The organism is Psychroserpens damuponensis (assembly GCF_000826655.1).
In the GTDB taxonomy this organism is placed as follows: Bacteria; Bacteroidota; Bacteroidia; order Flavobacteriales; family Flavobacteriaceae; genus Psychroserpens; species Psychroserpens damuponensis.
Genome location: NZ_JXJO01000010.1, coordinates 186,600 through 203,733 on the forward strand (window position 1 = coordinate 186,600; position 17,134 = coordinate 203,733).

Sequence of the window (17,134 nt, forward strand, 5' to 3'; positions counted from 1 at the left end):
GTCCATGATTTTCAAATTTTCGGCAAAAGTAGGTCTTTATAACAAATATTCAACATTAAAAAATCGTAAAGTTTACCTACTTTTGTTTTTATAAATTATAGCATTTAACTGCATGTTTCAACTAGGTAAAACAATCGTTTCAGAAGATATTATTGATAAAGATTTTGTCTGCAACTTATCGGCTTGTAAAGGCGCATGTTGTATAGATGGTGACGCAGGAGCTCCTTTAGATGCTTCGGAAATTGAAATACTCAAAGACATTTATCCAAAAGTAAAACCGTTTTTACGTCAAGAAGGCATTGAAGCTATTGAACAACAAGGCACACATATCACGACAACTTTTGGTGACTTTGAAACACCTTTAATTAATGATGCAGACTGTGCTTATGTTATTTTTGATGATAAAAAAACAGCGCTCTGTGGCATAGAAGAAGCTTATAACCAAGGCATAATCTCTTGGAAAAAACCAGTGTCTTGCCATTTATATCCTATTCGTGTAAAAGATTATTCTGAATTTTCTGCCGTTAATTATGACAAATGGGATATTTGCGATGATGCTTGTTCTCTTGGCAAAGAATTACAAGTACCTATTTACAAATTTGTAAAAGAAGCATTAATTAGAAAGTTTGGGGAAGATTGGTATACTGAGTTGGAGAAGGTCGCTGAAAAAATGAAAAGCTAACAATTAAGTTGCTTAAACCAATTTATAAGTATTATAAAGTTCTAGCAGAACAACACTTAAGTTCTGTGATTAGAATCTCACTAAAATTCTAGCCGCACCTAAGCTTTTTTTACAAACGTAAAACAGAAGTAATGCTTCTAGAAATCGTTGAAATTATTAAATCAAATTATAAAAGTGATAGAGAAACTTAAGTAAGTTTCTTATAAATAGTATATTAGACTTTTTTAAAAGCTATAATCTAAACCTATAAGTCTATTTTTGATAGGTTTTTGAATTAAGTATTTGAAAACTGACTCTATTTATGAAATACATTTATCTTACTTTAAGTTTACTTTTATGTTTTAGTACTTTGCCTGCCCAAACAACCTGGCAAGAGTACACAAAAATCGCAGATTCACTGCAAGTACAATTTCAATTTAAAAATGCTATAGAACCACGAGAGAAAGCAATTGAATTAGCTGCGGTAAATCAAAAAGATACTATTCCGTTTTTAAATTTGTTGTTAGCAATGAGTAAAAATGAACTCAATGTTGACAATCCTGAAATTAATAAACCAATTTATAAGGAACTTCAATCTCAAATTTTAGAACTCGAAGCTCGCAACGCAAAACCAGAAAGACTTTACCAAGCTTATAGACGCATGTATATTATTGCGCATAATTTTATTCGCAACATGGAAGATACAGATGTCTATGTTGGTAAATCTATAGCGTATCATTATAGATGTAAAACAATAGACTCATTAGTTTTGCTTAAAAGTTTACACGGTTCTGGTGTGGTATCTCGTGAAGTTGGCAAGCTTAATAAATCGGTAAAAGTATTTAAAGAAGCTGAGCGATTTTATGGTTTTATGACGATAAAAGACACCAATGTAATGGCTAGTGTTTATAAAGATTTAGCCATGGTTTATCATCATAATTTTTTAAATATACCTTCTGAGCGTTTAAAATATATAAAAAAAGCAGAAGCCCTATTTAATAGTGTTGAACGACCTAATTTAGATTATTTATTAGGTGTTTATAATGATCTTTCAGAATATGAAAAGCGACAAGGAAATTACAAAACCGCAGCAGGTTATTTAAATAAAGGTTTAAAAATTTATCAAAATAATGCAGAGGAAACCCAACGTTATAGAATGGGTAAAATTGGTGTAAAAAAAGAATTGCAATTTCACTCAGCACTAATGGAAATTTACAGAAAAACTGGTGAGGAAGCTCTCATTTTATATCATTTTGAAGAGATGAAGAAAATCAATTCTCTAAATGATTTAGATGATATTGAAACAGACTTCTATGCAACAGCGCACATTATACTTTCAAAATTTTACTACTCAATAGATAATGATAAGGCATTACTTTTCCTGAATGAAGGTTTAAAAATTCATAAAAACTTAAGTTTCGAAAAATTTGAAGAAGAGTTTACTGTAGCAAAAATAAATATTTATATAGATCAACAGCGATTTCTTAAAGCACAAGAATTACTAAAAAAATTAGAAACTGTAAAAGATGTACCTCAATTTATTAAAAAGGACATGCTCATCTTAAATGTTTCATTAAATTTTAGAAATGAGAGTAAAGATGTAGCTTACAGCTATATTAATAAATTAATTCATGATTTTTCTGATGCCAATAGCGCTTTAGATATTAAGACAATAACTTATAATGAGTTTACACCGAGTTTAGATTTAACCGATACCGAACTTATATTAGAAATTATAGATGCTCTCAATGACTCCTCGGTAAAAGATGACACGGTTAAGCATCATCTTTTTTTATTAGCATTAAAACAATTTGAATCTAATTTTAATCAAGAATTTTTAAACGATAAACTCAAAAAGAGCTATGATCAAATAGGATTGTATTTCTATAACAAAGCTGCTGAAGGCCTAATTAGTGAAGAAGACAAAATTCGCTTTTTAAATTTCACTGAAGCTATTGAGGCTAAATTTTTATTAAACACATTTCTTGCAAATAGAAATATATCAGGCAAAACAGAGGCCGATGTAATAGTTAAAAAAGAACAACAAATACGTTCTAACATTACGTATTTAAAGAGGAAAAACATTGGGTCAAAATCAGATAGCTTAAGTCAACTTATTTTTGAGGAAAATGAAAAACTTAAAACTATCAAAGAACAGTTACAGGAAGGTGGTTTTAATGTTTCAAAGCTCATCAATATTACCAACCCGCTTCAAAATCTTGAAACCTTTAAAGACCGATATATTATCAAATTTAAAGTTATTAAAAACCAGCTGTTTAGAATATGCTATTACGATCATAAAGTAGCCGTAACAAAATTAGAAGATTACAAGAGTTTAAGCACTCAGGTTAAAGATCTTGTTTCTGAATTAAAAGACATTAATATTCCAGTTACAACTATAAAACGACATTCTAAGAGTCTTTACAATGCTTTGCTTGGAGGTATAGATGTTTTGGCTATAGATAACGTTCATATTATACCAGATGACATTTTACATTATTTACCTTTTGAACTTTTAGTTTTTAATGATACTTATGTTCTCAACCAAACGAAAGTGAGTTACGCATCGGCTTTGAGTTTTATAAATTCACCTATTCATAACACTAAAAAAAATGGAAAGATTGCTTTATTCGCACCTTCGTATTCATTGTTTACACCTTCTAACAAACAATTAGCAGTAAGAGGCGAACCTTATTATTTAGAAGGCGCTTTAAAGGAGGTTTCTTCTATTTCAAAACTGTTTGAAAATAGTGACGTTTACACAAATGATAAAGCTTCTAAAGCTTCATTTAAATCGTTATCGCCCAATTACTCTATTCTTCATTTATCTATGCATTCATTTTTGAACGACAACGACTCTGAGTTAAGTAGTTTGGTATTTTCAGATGACGATGAAGATCATAAACTTTACATTTCAGAATTATACGGTTTAAATCTTAATGCAGACATGGCTGTTTTAAGCGCCTGTAATACAGGTGTTGGTGAATTAAAAACAGGAAAAGGAATTGTGTCAATGAATACTGCTTTTACGGCAGCAGGAGTACCTTCAGTTTTATCAAGTTTATGGAGTGCTCCAGATGATGCTACGCAAGAAATAATGGTTTCTTTTTACAAGCATTTAAAAGAAGGTAATGACAAATCTAAAGCACTACAATTAGCAAAACTAGATTATTTAGATGCTACGGAAAACGAACTATTAAAGCATCCATATTATTGGGCAGGCTTTATTATCTCTGGTGATATATCACCTATTACAACAAAAGATACTTACACAATCTGGTATATTATAGGAGGTTTAATTTTAGTATTATTAATTTTTGTTTTTATCAAAAGAAAGCAAGTAATTTAATCCAATTGCTTTAAAAGTTGCTCTGCAGCCCTTTTTTTGTAATTACCACTTTCTATAACAGTGTTTAAAAGCACTGTGGCTTTCGTCGTATTATTACTTCTAATATAGGCAAGGGCTAAATACCATTGTTGTTGGCTCTTTAGTTTTTGCGATAATTCAGTATTGTCTTCAAATATTTCTATCGCCTCCTTATACCTATTAAGTTGTAATAATACATTTGCTTTATAAAACGAAATTGTAGCATTATCACTTTCAATTAAAAGAGCATCAAAATAATTAAGGGCTTGGCCATAGTCTTTAGCTTCATAAGATATAAAGGCCTTTGTTCTTAAACTACTAGAAGTTTCGCCTCTTACAATTGGATGTACAACATTTTCATAAGGCTCAAAATTGGCAGCAAAAAGAGCTTCATTATCTAATTTAGGTTGGCCAAATTGCCAGAACGGGAGTGACAGCAATACAATAACACAAGCTGCAACAAACCATTTTAAATATTTTTTTGAAAACGTCTTGTTTGAAGTTTCAAAAGACCTTAATTCTTGTTTTATTTGTGTTTGCTCTTCTTTTTTAATAACCGTTTTAAGATCTTCTTGAAACTTAAATGATTGCTTAAATTTGAGATCTGTGGCCAGTAAATGGTCAAATTCCCTTTGCGCTTCAGCGGAAAGCGTTTTAGAAAAATAGTGCTCTATGAGTTTGTCTTTAGTCATAATTAGGTATTGAAAATCAAATTTTTAAGAGATTTTATACAGCGTGATTTTTGACTTTTTGCTACATCTTTATTTGAGTAATTTAAATCATTGGTGATTTCTTCTATTGTAAAACCCCTGTAATAGAATAGCGTTAATATGGCTTTGCATTTATCACCTAAACTCTTAAAGGCTGTTTGTAATTTTTGTTGATCTTCAGATAATTCTTCTATTAAATTCACTGAAAAATCAGTGTCACTTTTTAAGTTCTCTAAAGCAGTATTCCCTTCAACAGAATACATTATTTTTTGTTGCTTTAACTTTTTATAAATCATGTATTTACCAATGCTAAACAAATAGGTTTTTAATTCACTTTTTAAATTATCCAATTTTCCATTAACAGCGTTATCATGCAACGCAATAATAGCGTCTTGATAAATATCAATAATCGTTGCTTCATCTATTGGATATTTTTTTGCGAATCCAATAAAAGCCGCCTTGTGACCTAAATAAACCGACTTCAGTGCGTCTGAATTTCGTTTTTTTAAAGCTTCAACAAGAACCTCATCTACCATATTAGTGTCATTAAGTTTTCAAAAGTAAACAACATAATTTAAAAACATAAAAAAGTATCAAACCTTGTTTACCTTTTAGTAATTAGCACACTAAACGATATATAAATGTAATGGCTTTAAAAATTATCTATGAGGTGACCCATCTAAAAAGTCATATTAATCTTCAATATTGAAAACATATAATTATGAAATTTTTTAAAAACGGAATTGTTCTTAGTTTAATTTTAAGTTTTGCATCATGCAACCAGTCCACATCTAATAAAGACAACGTTGTTTCAAAAAATACAGCAAAAGAGTCAAAAATAGACACCTCTAAAACAAACTCTAAGCTCGCAGGAAAAAGCTATGAGCAATATGGAATGTCATTTTGTGAGCTCATAAATACTGACGTGATTACATCTGTTTTTCCCGATGCCAGTGATATAAAAGCAAAGGAGTCAACAGATCGTTCAACACCAGAATGCGAAGTTACTTTTATATCTAATGAAGATCGAATAGGACTAATTTTGAAAGGACAATCTAAAAAAAACAACAACTTTAATCTAGAATGGAAATTAGAAAATGAAAAAGGATGGACTAAAATTGAAGGCCTAGGAGATGAAGCTTATTTCTTTCCATGGTTTAATGGTGCTAAAATCCTAGTTCTAAAAAACAATCTTCGATACAATTTACAAATGAATAGCCTAAAAAATTCTGCAAAGGAAGACGCCATTGCAATAATGAAAACTCTGTTTAAGACTATGGAGTAAGAGTTATTTTTCCAACCGTTTATTCGTGAGGTTTTTTTTTGAAATGACCATACAATGTGAAGTTGTTATAAAAAAACACAACCTCTATGTTTACCTAGTTCTAAATAGAACACTAAAGAGAAATAAACAAAAACTCAATTCTCATGAAACCACGCGTTATAAAGATTTTTTCAGTAAGCTGCACGCTACTAGCTTCTGCTCAAAGTATAGACAAGCAAGTGATAGCATCTACAGGAAACCTTGACTGTTGACACCTTAATTGATAGTCCTACTATGAATATTTTTCTCAACCCTATTTCAGATAGTGTGCATATAAGTATGCCAAATAATACAGAACAGACTACAACTTCTGAATTACATACCCTAAACGGTAGTGCTTTAAATCATGGTGTATATATGATTCAGCTTCAGTTTAAAGATGTAAATAAAATAAAAACTTTTAAAATTATTAAAAAATAAAATTATGAAAACACAATTCTTAAACCTCTCGAAAATATTTTTTATCGCACTTTTTAGCGCATCACTATTAACATCATGTTCTTCTGATGATTCAAATTCGCCAGATGATAATGGTGGAGATGATGTACAATTTTCTGCGTTAGTTAATGACGGAGTATTTACAGCTGACGATGTCATTGCAATTGGTTCAGTAGGAGTTAATTTTTTCAGTATAACCGCAACAAAAGATAATGGCGAAAACGTAGATATTACTATACCAAGTGTAGAATTAGGCACATATACTGCAACTGGAAATACCGATACTCAGGTGATCTCTACATATAGAACCAGCAACCCAGATCCAGCTGTTAGCACATATACAGCAATGCAAGGCAGCATAACTATTACAAGTAGTGAACAAATCACCACGTCTTTACGCAATGTAAAAGGAACCTTTTTCTTTACATACTCAAGAGACGACGAGCCACAAGTTTATGAGTTTACTGATGGTGAATTTAATATTGACGTTCTTTACTTCTAAACTTATGATGAAAGTTTTGTAAAAGTTAATTGGTTTAAATTTAATACTAATGCCAATTATTATTTTATAAATGAAAACAGCATCTCTATTTATGGTCTTGGAGGTATCAATTACTCTTGTGTTAAAGTCTCTTTTGATGGCTCTAATGATTTTTTTGAAGAAAACTACTCTACTAGTGATGGTAGAATTGGTTTAATTATTGGAGCTAGAGCAAACTTTAGTATTGGTGGTAAAATTGAACCTTTTGCAGAATTAAAATATGTCATTATTGATGGTGATCAACTTGTGTTAACTGCTGGCGCAAAATTTATAGTATAAGCCCTTTTTGAGCTTAGTCTGCTAGTTGTTATATTCATATTACACAACTTATAAAAACTCAGAACAACATAAGTTCTGAGTTTTTTAGTTATCAAGATTTTACCCTGACCAGATAATTTTAAAAATAATCACAATAGATGTTTACCTTCTAAATAAAATGATACTAATGGGAAATGAATATAAACATTTGCTATCATGAAAATTAAATTACTCACCCTAATTTTATTAGGATTAACCCAAATTTTAAATGCTCAAATCACAACATCTGAAGCGTATATTCCAGGAACTAAATTAGTATTTTATGCTAATGAATGTGGCAACACCTTACCAGAAGCAGCCGGTAAATTAACCTTTTGCGATGGTTACGGAAATTTAGGAGTTGTAGAAGAAAGTTATGGGCTTAATAACAGGAACATAAGGTTTATGTTAGAAAATAGAGCTAATGCAGATGAAGCATTTGTAACTAATGATGGTTTATCTATTAAATTAACAGATGGTTCTTATGAGAATGTACCAAATATTGCTATCCCAGATTTCACCACAGCTGGAGATTGGCAAAATGATAATATTTTTAGAAGTGCTCTAATTATGCCCAATAACAATGTTATTTTTTCTGGTGGAGATTATTATTTATACACTTATAATCGCACTCAAAAAACGATAACTACCATAGAATTTCCTAATTTTCACAGTCCTGTTACTATAACATATGATGAAGATCGTGATCTAGCTTGGATTATAGCACGTCAAGGCACTAACGCTCACTTGTATAGATATACCGATGATAATGGATTAGTTTATGAAAGCGCTTTGTCCTCAACAATTAATGTATCGCAATTATCATCGGGTGCACTTAATTCGCCAACGTTTACATATCGAGAAGATTACCTATACTTTGGTATTCAATCGGGTTTATTTAAAGTAAGTGTGCTAGATTATACAACTACAATTTATAATAGTACTACAACGCCAAGTTTACCAAGCGATAATGTAAATGATCTTAAGTTTGATAATAACGGTGATTTATGGTTAGCTTTAACTGAAACTAACGACGGTAGCATTCTTAAATTTAATATCGTAAATGAAACTTTTGAGCAATATGAATTACCAAGAGTAACCAATCCTGCTTATACGTATAAGTTTAGTAATATAGCTCTAGACAATGCTGGTACAATTTGGTGTACAGCACTTGATTATTCAGGTTTGATTAAATTAGAGTTTGACCAAGATGTACCGCAATGGGAACAAATACCATTAACAGATTTGCCACAATTAGGTGTGGAGTCACCATATGTACCAGATAATATCTTTTATAAAAACGATAAGTTTTATTTCACAACGTTTTCAGCTTCTTCGGGCTCTAGTAGTGTTGATCAAATTTTAATATACGATAATGGTAACTGGTCTTCTATAACAGATACTGAAACAGATAATATCTCACACCTATCTAGCCAACGATTTAATTATAATTTACCCGATGATAATGGTGGCATGTGGTGGTTTAATTGGTTTGATGATGTCATTGTACATCGTAAAGCAAATGATGAGCAGTTTGTTTTTACAAACGTGCCTAATCTTGGTAGTTACGCAACCATAGATACCGATGACAAACCAATTATACCATTAAATAATAGCGGCACAAAAGTCACTAAAATAGACACACCTTTATTCTACGGTTTGTCCAATGATACGAATCAAAATATTAACGGATTAGTACGACATAAAGATGAGATTTGGTGGTATAACGAAAGTACACTCCAAATTAAAATTTTAAAATACAACCAGGTGATTGCTACATTTGATTTGGACAACAGTTATGATAATGCTTATTATTTTCAGGTAGATTCTAATGGAGATGCTTGGTTTTCTAAAAACGAGAGTAACGGTACAATTATTAAGAAATTTGAAACTAGCACTTCAACAACTATAGATTATTTATTTACTGAAAATTTTGGCCAATCTCAAATCACAGTAGCTGCACCAAATGGTGCTATGTGGTTTGTAAGAACATCTGGACTCATTTATTATGATGGTACAACATTTACAACCTATCCTGCTGTTGATCACCCTGAACTCTATAATATGCAGTCATTGATCGTGGATTCAAATAATGTAGCTCATGTACTATTAAACGACAATGCAGCCATTGTGAAAATTGAAAATGCAGGAACATCTAATGTGTCATTTAGTACCACATTTTTAGAAGGTATCAATTCTATTTTGCCAGCTTTAGGTCATTATAGACCAGACGATTTATCTATTGATAGTCAAGGCGCTATGTGGACACATGCTTCTCAAAACACATTTAAGCTTATAGATGCAGATATGGCCACAGAATACAGAACTGAAGGTGAAACTTATAATGTTTCTGGTTTAATTTATAACGACCTTAATGAGAATAATGTTTTTGATACAGGTGAAGAATATGCAGGCCAATTAGTAGCTTTAAAACTAAACGGGAATATATATTCTACATTTACTAATGCCAACGGTGTTTATGCCTTTTATATCTATGATGAAAACTCTACCTATGAAATCACCTTACCAACCATTGGGCAATTTGTTACAGCTGCAAATAGACAATTAGAAGTCGCTGTTGGTAGTAACAATCAAGATTATGATGGTAACGATTTTCAGTTAAAACCTAAATTTGTAAATTCTTTACTTGTAAAAAGTAGCTCTAAATTAGGAGCTTGGGGATTTGTAAGAGCTAATTTTGAAAATACCTACACCACTGCAATCGGTAATTTATCTACAACAAAAACGTTTAATAATCTTGAAGTTACCTACACTTTTAAAAATCAAGATGAAAATAGCACAAACATTTTACCTTCTATTGACGATGTAAAAGTGTATGAGTTAGATCCTAATGGAGGCTTTCAACTTATAGATAAAGTAACTATTGATCAAAGGAATAATAAATGGAGCATAGATCTACCATTAGGTACTTATACACAAAATGAGTTAACCATTACGCCAGACATCATAGAAACAGGTTCACAAACTGATATAAAAATTACAATACCAACAGTGAGTCCACTCAATACATACATTATAGAAATAGATACTGGTCTTTTTGATCCTTCTGAAACTGGTATAATTATAAATCATGGTGTTTCAAGCGTTGATTCTGATAATTTTGAAGACACAAATAGTAATCCGCTTTTTGATCCTATAATTTTATTTCCCTTAGAGGATCGAGATGATAATTTAAGTGGCTTTGATGTTGACGATTCTCCTTACTTAAATCCAAACGATGTTTATATAGATCCACCATACACTGAGCCTAAACAAATATATGGACCAGGACCTTATGCTGCTAAAATTTACAGCTCATATGATCCAAATGATAAATTAGTAGATGAAGGCGCTCCTGGAGTAATTAACGATAGACATATTGAACGCAAATGGTTAACCTATACCATTCGCTTTGAAAATTCAGGCAATTTCTCAGCAAAAGATGTTGTTGTTTCTGATGTTTTAGATGAAAATTTAGACCCACACTCAGTTAAAGTAATTGAATCTAGTCACAATCATAATGTGGATATTATAAAAAATGGAAATAATGAAAATATATTAAAATTTAGCTTTAACAACATCTTTTTACCATTTGATGACGCTAACAATGATGGCTACATCAAATTTAAGATTAAAGCATTAGAAGGTATTGCTGAAAACACTATAGTTAACAATGATGCTAGTATTTATTTTGACCAAAATCCTGCTATAATTACTAATAGTATTCAAACACGATTTATTACAATTGAAAGTTTAAGTATTAGCAATCCAAGCATAGATTCACAGTTTAAAATGTTTCCAAACCCAACAAATACATTAGTACATATTGAAAGCGTACACTCTATATTAAACACTGAAATCTTTACTATTTTAGGTGAAAAAGTTAAAACTTCACAACAAAATACAATTGATGTTTCTCAATTAAATAGTGGCACCTACATCCTTAAGGTTTCTTCGGAAATTGGAACATTTACCAAAAAATTAATTATAAACTAACCGTTAATTACCAAATACACAACAACTATCACCAAACACACACAATCTTATAAATTCAAGCATATTAATTTCTATCTTAGAACTTAAAAATCAAACAATTATGAAAACAAAACACTTTTTAAAATCAGCCCTTTGCCTAACATTTTTAATGTTTTTTACAAACGGTTATTCTCAAAAAGCATCTAAAATAGATTTACCAGCAACTTATGATTTTGATTATTCTTACAAGCTTAAAATGACCCATAAAAAAGGAGATTTTGTACTAACATACTACCTTAAAGAAGATGCTCAATATTTTGGTTTTGACACAGCAGAGATGACAAAAGGATCAGATACAAAAATGTTTATGGTTATGGATTCAAATCTTAGTGTGACTGCCATGTTCATGGAAATGATGGGCAAAAAAGTGGTTCAAAAAACTAAAATCAAACCCTCAGATTTTGCTAGTGATGCTAACAATGCAGACTATACGTTTACTAAAATTGACTCAAAAACCATAATGGGTTATGACTGTGAAGGCTTTGTAAGTGAAAATGATGAACACAAAATCACGTTTTATATTACAGATGATGTTCCTGTAAGTTTTAATCAAGTTTTTGGTGCAAATGCTAAAAAGATGCCTAAAGGTTTTAATCCTGCTTGGATGAAAAAATATGCAGAAAACGGACTCATGATGCAGATGATTTTTGTTGACAAAAAGAAATCTAAAAACAGTATGACAATGGATTGTATTGGCTTAGATAAAACAGATTTTTCAATAGATGCGTCAGCTTACGGCTCTATGATGTCTGCCTTTGGAAATTAAGCTGTTCTTAAAACATTTGAACGTGTTGGTATTTTAACGATAACATTTGTACCAATGGCTATTTTATTATCATCATACAAATCTTCAATATCAATATGATAATCGTGGGTGTAGTCTTTAGAAAAATTTGCTAATCGCGCTTTTGTAATTGCTATACCTACAGATTTTCGTTTTATAAGTTTGTCTTTATTTATTTTTTCTGATTGTACCCTTCCAATACCGTTATCTTTTATAGAAATCATTACAAATTCATCTTCTGTTCTATACACATGTAATTTAATTTTTTTATCCTCTTTTTTAGAAGATAGTCCATGCCAAAGCGCGTTTTCTAAAAACGGTTGCAATACCAATGATGGTAATTTTATATTGGCAGTATTAATATTATCATCAACATGAATGTCAAAGTCTATTTCGTTTGAAAATCTAATGTTTTCAATATTCATATATAATCTCATGGTATCTAACTCATCTTCCAGGGAATTTTCCTTTTCCGAAGAAGCCACTAAAATTTTTCTAATAAGTTTAGAAAACTTGTTTAAATAGTAAACCGCATTTTCTTTCTCATTATTAATAATGTACAGTTTTATTGAGTTTAATGAATTAAAAATAAAATGCGGATTCATTTGACTTCGTAGCATGTCTTGCTCTAAGGTTAAAATCTGCTTTTCTTGACTTAATTGCCGTGTTCTATACAGTGCAACCAAGACACCTACTATAATAGCAAGAACCAACATAGAGTACCAAAACACTTTTTTGTTGCGCTCTAACTTCGTTTTCCAAACTTGATTCTCTGTTGCAAGTGCTTTAATTTCATTGTTTTTAGCTTCGTTTTCAAATTGTATTATAACATCATTAACATACCTTAAATTACGATCGTTGTTAATGGTTTTTTCTACAGCAACCGACTCTTTATAATGATTTAATGCAGCTTCATAGTTATTGGTTTTATCATATAATTCTGAAAGATGCTTATCTGCCTCAACAATAGAGAGGTTTAAATTAAACTGCTTTGCCACTTCCAATCCCTTTTTTAAGTTGTCTTCGGAAGCGATAAGTTTGCCCATTTCTTTTTGAACCCAACCTAAATTTATATATGATGCAGCTATGTAAAATTGATCATTAATTTTTAGAGCTTTTTGCAATGCTTTTTCTATAATTATTTTTGCGTCTATATATTTTTTTTGTTTAATATACACTTGTCCAATGCTATTATAACAAATAACACGTCCTAAATTTGAATTAATCTGCTCATTAAATTCTAAAGACAATTTATAATTACGAAGCGCATTGTTAAGATCACCTTGTGACTCATAAGCATATCCAATATTTTGATAATTAATAGCCAGTCCTAATCTATTACTTAGTGCTTTTTCAATTTCTAAAGATTTTTCAAATTGTTTTAAAGCCAATTCATATTGCTCTAAAATGAGATAAATATTCCCAATACTATTTTGAGAGACAGCAATATTGTAAGCTATTGTTTGTGATGGATTCTCTACAGATCGTGCAAAATCTAATGCTTTAGTATGAAAATCTAATGCAGGTTTTACAAGATCCATTCTTCGATACACAACACCTATATTATTTAAGCTTATAATTTTGAATTCTAAGTTATCATTTTCAACTGCAAGAGCATTGGCTTTTTTGTGTGTGGCAATTGATGCCTCGTAATGAGATATATTTCTATAAATAACACCTAATGCGTTAAGCCCATAACTTTCCCCTTCTACATAATCTAAAGTTTTAGAGGCCTTAATTAACGACTTCATTTTAAGACTATCTGTAGCATGTTTTTTGAAAATAGAATCTAGAGTTGAAAAGTTTTTAGGCCTTAAAATTTCTAAATTGGCCATATCTTGTTTAAAGCTATTAGGATCATCCTGAGCTAAAAGCGATTGTACACTAAGTAAAAAGCATATACATGTAGCTAATAAAAATTTAGCTGATAAAATGACACCATGTGTTTTGAAAACATTCAAATTATAGTTTTTCTAAAAAATCAGATTTTCGTTGTCTAGCAACAGGTATTTTATGATTAGACTCCATCACAACATAGCCTTCGCTTTTAATAAACTCTTTAATCTTATTTAGGTTAATGATAAACGAATTATGAATTCTAAAAAAATAATGGTTGGGCAAAATAGCATCAACCTCTTTTAACTTTTTCGTAATGACTATTTTTTGCTGTTTACTAGTTACTATAGTGCTGTAATTACCATCAGACTCTACAAATAAAATATCATCAATATCTAAAAATATAAGTTTACCATCGGTATTAATAGTAATCTTCTTTTTATCGAACCTTTCATTAAAGCTAATCAAAACATCTTCAATTGTAGACGAATTAGCCAGTCTAGAATTGAACTTTTTAATTTTTAAAATGGTATCTTTTAAATCATCAGAATCTACTGGTTTTAACAAATAATCAATAGCTTCATGCTTTAAAGCTTTAATGGCATACTCATCATAAGCTGTTGTGATCACAATAGCGAAGTTGGTATTGGATAATTTTCCAAGAAATTGAAAACCATCCATTGTTGGCATTTGAATATCAAGAAATAAGCAATCTGGAGTATTGACATTTAAATATGTAATGGCCTCTTCAGGATTAGAAAACGTCTCTATAATTTCAATATCATTACTAAAATTTGTGAGTTCCCATGACAATCCTTGAATAGCTTTTGGCTCATCGTCTACGATTACTGCTTTTATCATAACTCAAATATAGAACATATATTTTTACCTTGTGGGTAATATGTATAGTTAGCAACTTTTTCTGTGTAAAGTGTTAATTACGTGTTTTTTTTCAGTGCTTTTATAAGAGGACTACCATTTATACACTTTTTGTAACCATCCATACAAATTGAACCTTTTTAAGCCTATTAATTTATCATATTTGAACTGAAATTAAATTAGCCAATCAAGTTAATAGATTGAAATAGAGTAATCGTGGGGATTTTACTATTTTAATATAATGCTATTAATCATTAAAAAATTTAGGTTGACACTTGACTTTTTTAAAACATTAATTTCAAACAACAAAACTTCATGTATTGTGAATAGTTTTAGTTAGTTAATTATTAGGGAAGAAAAGAGAGCTAGAAATAGCTCTCTTTTTTTGTCTAATAAATTTTAAAGAACATTAATTTAGTAAACCTAAAATACATTTTGTTGCAATGTTACATTTCAGCAGAAATCAAAAAACTATAGTTTTGAGTTAAAATTTGTTACTTTTTATGGATTTTTTAAAAAAATAAGCAAAGCAAAAACATTTTTATTTTCTAAACTTCACAACTCAAAATCTCAAAGTAAAAACCTCCCATAAAACCACTTCTTAAGGAAAGTTTTAACAGGATTTATCTTACAAAAAAATCGAATTTCCATAAATTACAATCACTTGATTACTAGTTAGTTATGTTCATTTTTGATAATCTTAGGTTTTTCTAGGTATAATAGGCTTTGTTAAAAACTTGTTGACAATGTTTATAAAATTGTCTTTTATCTTTAACCACAATTGTCAATCTTTGTTGACAGCAAAACAGAATAGGTTTTAGTTTTTTTTGAGAGAAAAAATCATTTATAAAATACGGTCCTTTTTTATTCCAATTAAGGAGAAATATTATACGATTTACAGATTTACTTTTAAATCTTGAATGCACACAAAACATTCAAAAGACATCTTGGCCTTTAAATTGAAAAAATTATGGACATCACACAATTAGAAATTACGCAAATTATAAAGAGAGATTACGAAACAACACCCTTTGTTTTAAATAAAATTTCTAATGCTGTAGAAAAAGCCATGATTTCTGTTGGCAATGGCTCAAAAGAAGACGCTAAAGAGATTTCGGCAAATGTTTTAATTGCATTATTAGAACGCAAAAGCAAAGACCACAACTATTTACCTACTGTTGAAGAAGTTCAAGATCTTGTAGAGCTTAAATTAATGAACAGTACGTTTCAAGATGTTGCAAAAGCTTATATTTTATACAGAGATGAGCAAACAAGAAACAGAAAAACAAATATTTTTGAAAAACGTATCAACTTAAAGCCTTACGAATATCCTGCGCTTAATGATTATGTTGATGCTATTAGACATTCATACTGGATTCATTCTGAATTCAACTTTACAAGTGATATACAAGATTTTAAAACACGTTTAACCGTTGTAGAGCAAAATGCTATTAAAAATACAATGCTTGCTATTTCACAAATTGAAGTTGCTGTAAAATCATTTTGGGGTGAGATTTATAATAAAATGCCAAAACCAGAAATTGGAGCGGTAGGTGCAACTTTTGCTGAAAGTGAAGTACGTCATCATGATGCTTACTCACATTTATTAGAAATATTAGGTCTTAATAATGAATTTAAAAACCTCAAGAAGAAACCTGTCATAATGAGACGTGTTCATTATTTAGAAACCGCTCTAAAAAATGCCAAAAGTGAGGATAATAAAGAATATGCAGAGTCTATTTTATTGTTTTCTCTTTTTATAGAACATGTGTCTTTATTCTCGCAGTTTTTAATCATTATGGCCTTTAACAAGCATAAAAATATGCTAAAAGGTGTCTCTAATGTCGTTGAAGCAACATCAAAAGAAGAGCAAATTCATGGTGATTTTGGAATTGATATTATTAGAATTATCAAAGATGAAAACCCAACTTGGTTTGATCAAGAACACAGTAATGTTGTAAGAGAATTATGTGAAGAAGCATTTAAAGCTGAAAGCAAACTTGTAGACTGGATTTTTGAAGCAGGAGAATTAGAATTTTTACCTAAAAATGTCATCAATGAATTTATTAAAAACAGATTCAATAACTCATTAGAAAGTATCGGTATCACAAAAGTTTTTGATGTTGATGATACTTTATTAGAACAAACCGAATGGTTTGATGACGAAATCATTGGAACAAAACACGGAGATTTCTTCGTAAAACGTTCAATCAACTATAGCAAAAGAACCAAAAGTATAACTAGCGACGACTTATTTTAAAC

The 17,134-nt window shown here is 30.3% G+C and carries 12 protein-coding genes; 8 read left to right on the forward strand and 4 right to left on the reverse strand.

Annotated elements, in window-relative coordinates; translation table 11 throughout:
- Positions 1–112: 112 nt before the first annotated feature.
- Positions 113–682, forward strand: a complete 570-nt coding sequence (locus TD29_RS05105) for a DUF3109 family protein (RefSeq protein WP_040279361.1) — start codon at positions 113–115, stop codon at positions 680–682.
- A 301-nt stretch (positions 683–983) separates the two neighbouring features.
- Positions 984–4,010, forward strand: a complete 3,027-nt coding sequence (locus TD29_RS05110; protein WP_040279363.1) for a CHAT domain-containing protein — start codon at positions 984–986, stop codon at positions 4,008–4,010.
- On the opposite strand, the gene TD29_RS05115 is transcribed toward TD29_RS05110, so the two are convergent.
- Positions 4,007–4,720 (reverse strand): tetratricopeptide repeat protein, encoded by a 714-nt coding sequence (locus TD29_RS05115; protein ID WP_040279364.1) that lies wholly within the window; start codon positions 4,718–4,720, stop codon positions 4,007–4,009. The genes TD29_RS05110 and TD29_RS05115 overlap by 4 nt on opposite strands.
- A gap of 2 nt (positions 4,721–4,722) precedes the next feature.
- On the reverse strand, positions 4,723–5,274 hold the full coding sequence (locus TD29_RS05120; protein WP_040279365.1) for an RNA polymerase sigma factor: 552 nt from the start codon (positions 5,272–5,274) through the stop codon (positions 4,723–4,725).
- A gap of 185 nt (positions 5,275–5,459) precedes the next feature.
- Between TD29_RS05120 and TD29_RS05125 the strand changes: the two genes are divergently transcribed.
- The 5 genes from TD29_RS05125 (at position 5,460) to TD29_RS05145 (ending at position 12,139) form a co-directional block, all read left to right on the forward strand.
- Positions 5,460–6,023, forward strand: a complete 564-nt coding sequence (locus tag TD29_RS05125) for a hypothetical protein (RefSeq protein ID WP_040279366.1) — start codon at positions 5,460–5,462, stop codon at positions 6,021–6,023.
- 273 nt (positions 6,024–6,296) lie between these two features.
- On the forward strand, positions 6,297–6,482 hold the full coding sequence (locus TD29_RS05130; protein ID WP_040279367.1) for a hypothetical protein: 186 nt from the start codon (positions 6,297–6,299) through the stop codon (positions 6,480–6,482).
- A 4-nt stretch (positions 6,483–6,486) separates the two neighbouring features.
- Positions 6,487–7,002: a DUF6252 family protein gene (locus TD29_RS05135; protein ID WP_040279368.1), complete on the forward strand. Its 516-nt coding sequence runs from the start codon at positions 6,487–6,489 to the stop codon at positions 7,000–7,002.
- A 513-nt stretch (positions 7,003–7,515) separates the two neighbouring features.
- A complete protein-coding gene (locus tag TD29_RS05140) occupies positions 7,516–11,334 on the forward strand; it encodes a T9SS type A sorting domain-containing protein (RefSeq protein ID WP_040279369.1) in 3,819 nt (1,272 codons plus the stop codon).
- Positions 11,335–11,434: 100 nt separating this feature from the next.
- On the forward strand, positions 11,435–12,139 hold the full coding sequence (locus TD29_RS05145; protein ID WP_084203392.1) for a DUF4412 domain-containing protein: 705 nt from the start codon (positions 11,435–11,437) through the stop codon (positions 12,137–12,139).
- Here TD29_RS05145 and TD29_RS05150 read toward each other — a convergent pair.
- The gene (locus TD29_RS05150; protein WP_052466982.1) at positions 12,136–14,118 is read right to left on the reverse strand and encodes a tetratricopeptide repeat-containing sensor histidine kinase; all 1,983 of its coding nucleotides are present in this window, start codon (positions 14,116–14,118) and stop codon (positions 12,136–12,138) included. The two genes, TD29_RS05145 and TD29_RS05150, sit on opposite strands and share 4 nt — an antisense overlap.
- A gap of 1 nt (position 14,119) precedes the next feature.
- Positions 14,120–14,854, reverse strand: a complete 735-nt coding sequence (locus tag TD29_RS05155; protein ID WP_040279371.1) for a LytR/AlgR family response regulator transcription factor — start codon at positions 14,852–14,854, stop codon at positions 14,120–14,122.
- A gap of 988 nt (positions 14,855–15,842) precedes the next feature.
- On the opposite strand from TD29_RS05155, the gene TD29_RS05165 reads away from it, so the two are divergent.
- Positions 15,843–17,132, forward strand: a complete 1,290-nt coding sequence (locus TD29_RS05165) for a ribonucleotide-diphosphate reductase subunit beta (protein WP_040279375.1) — start codon at positions 15,843–15,845, stop codon at positions 17,130–17,132.
- The last annotated feature ends 2 nt before the right edge of the window (positions 17,133–17,134 follow it).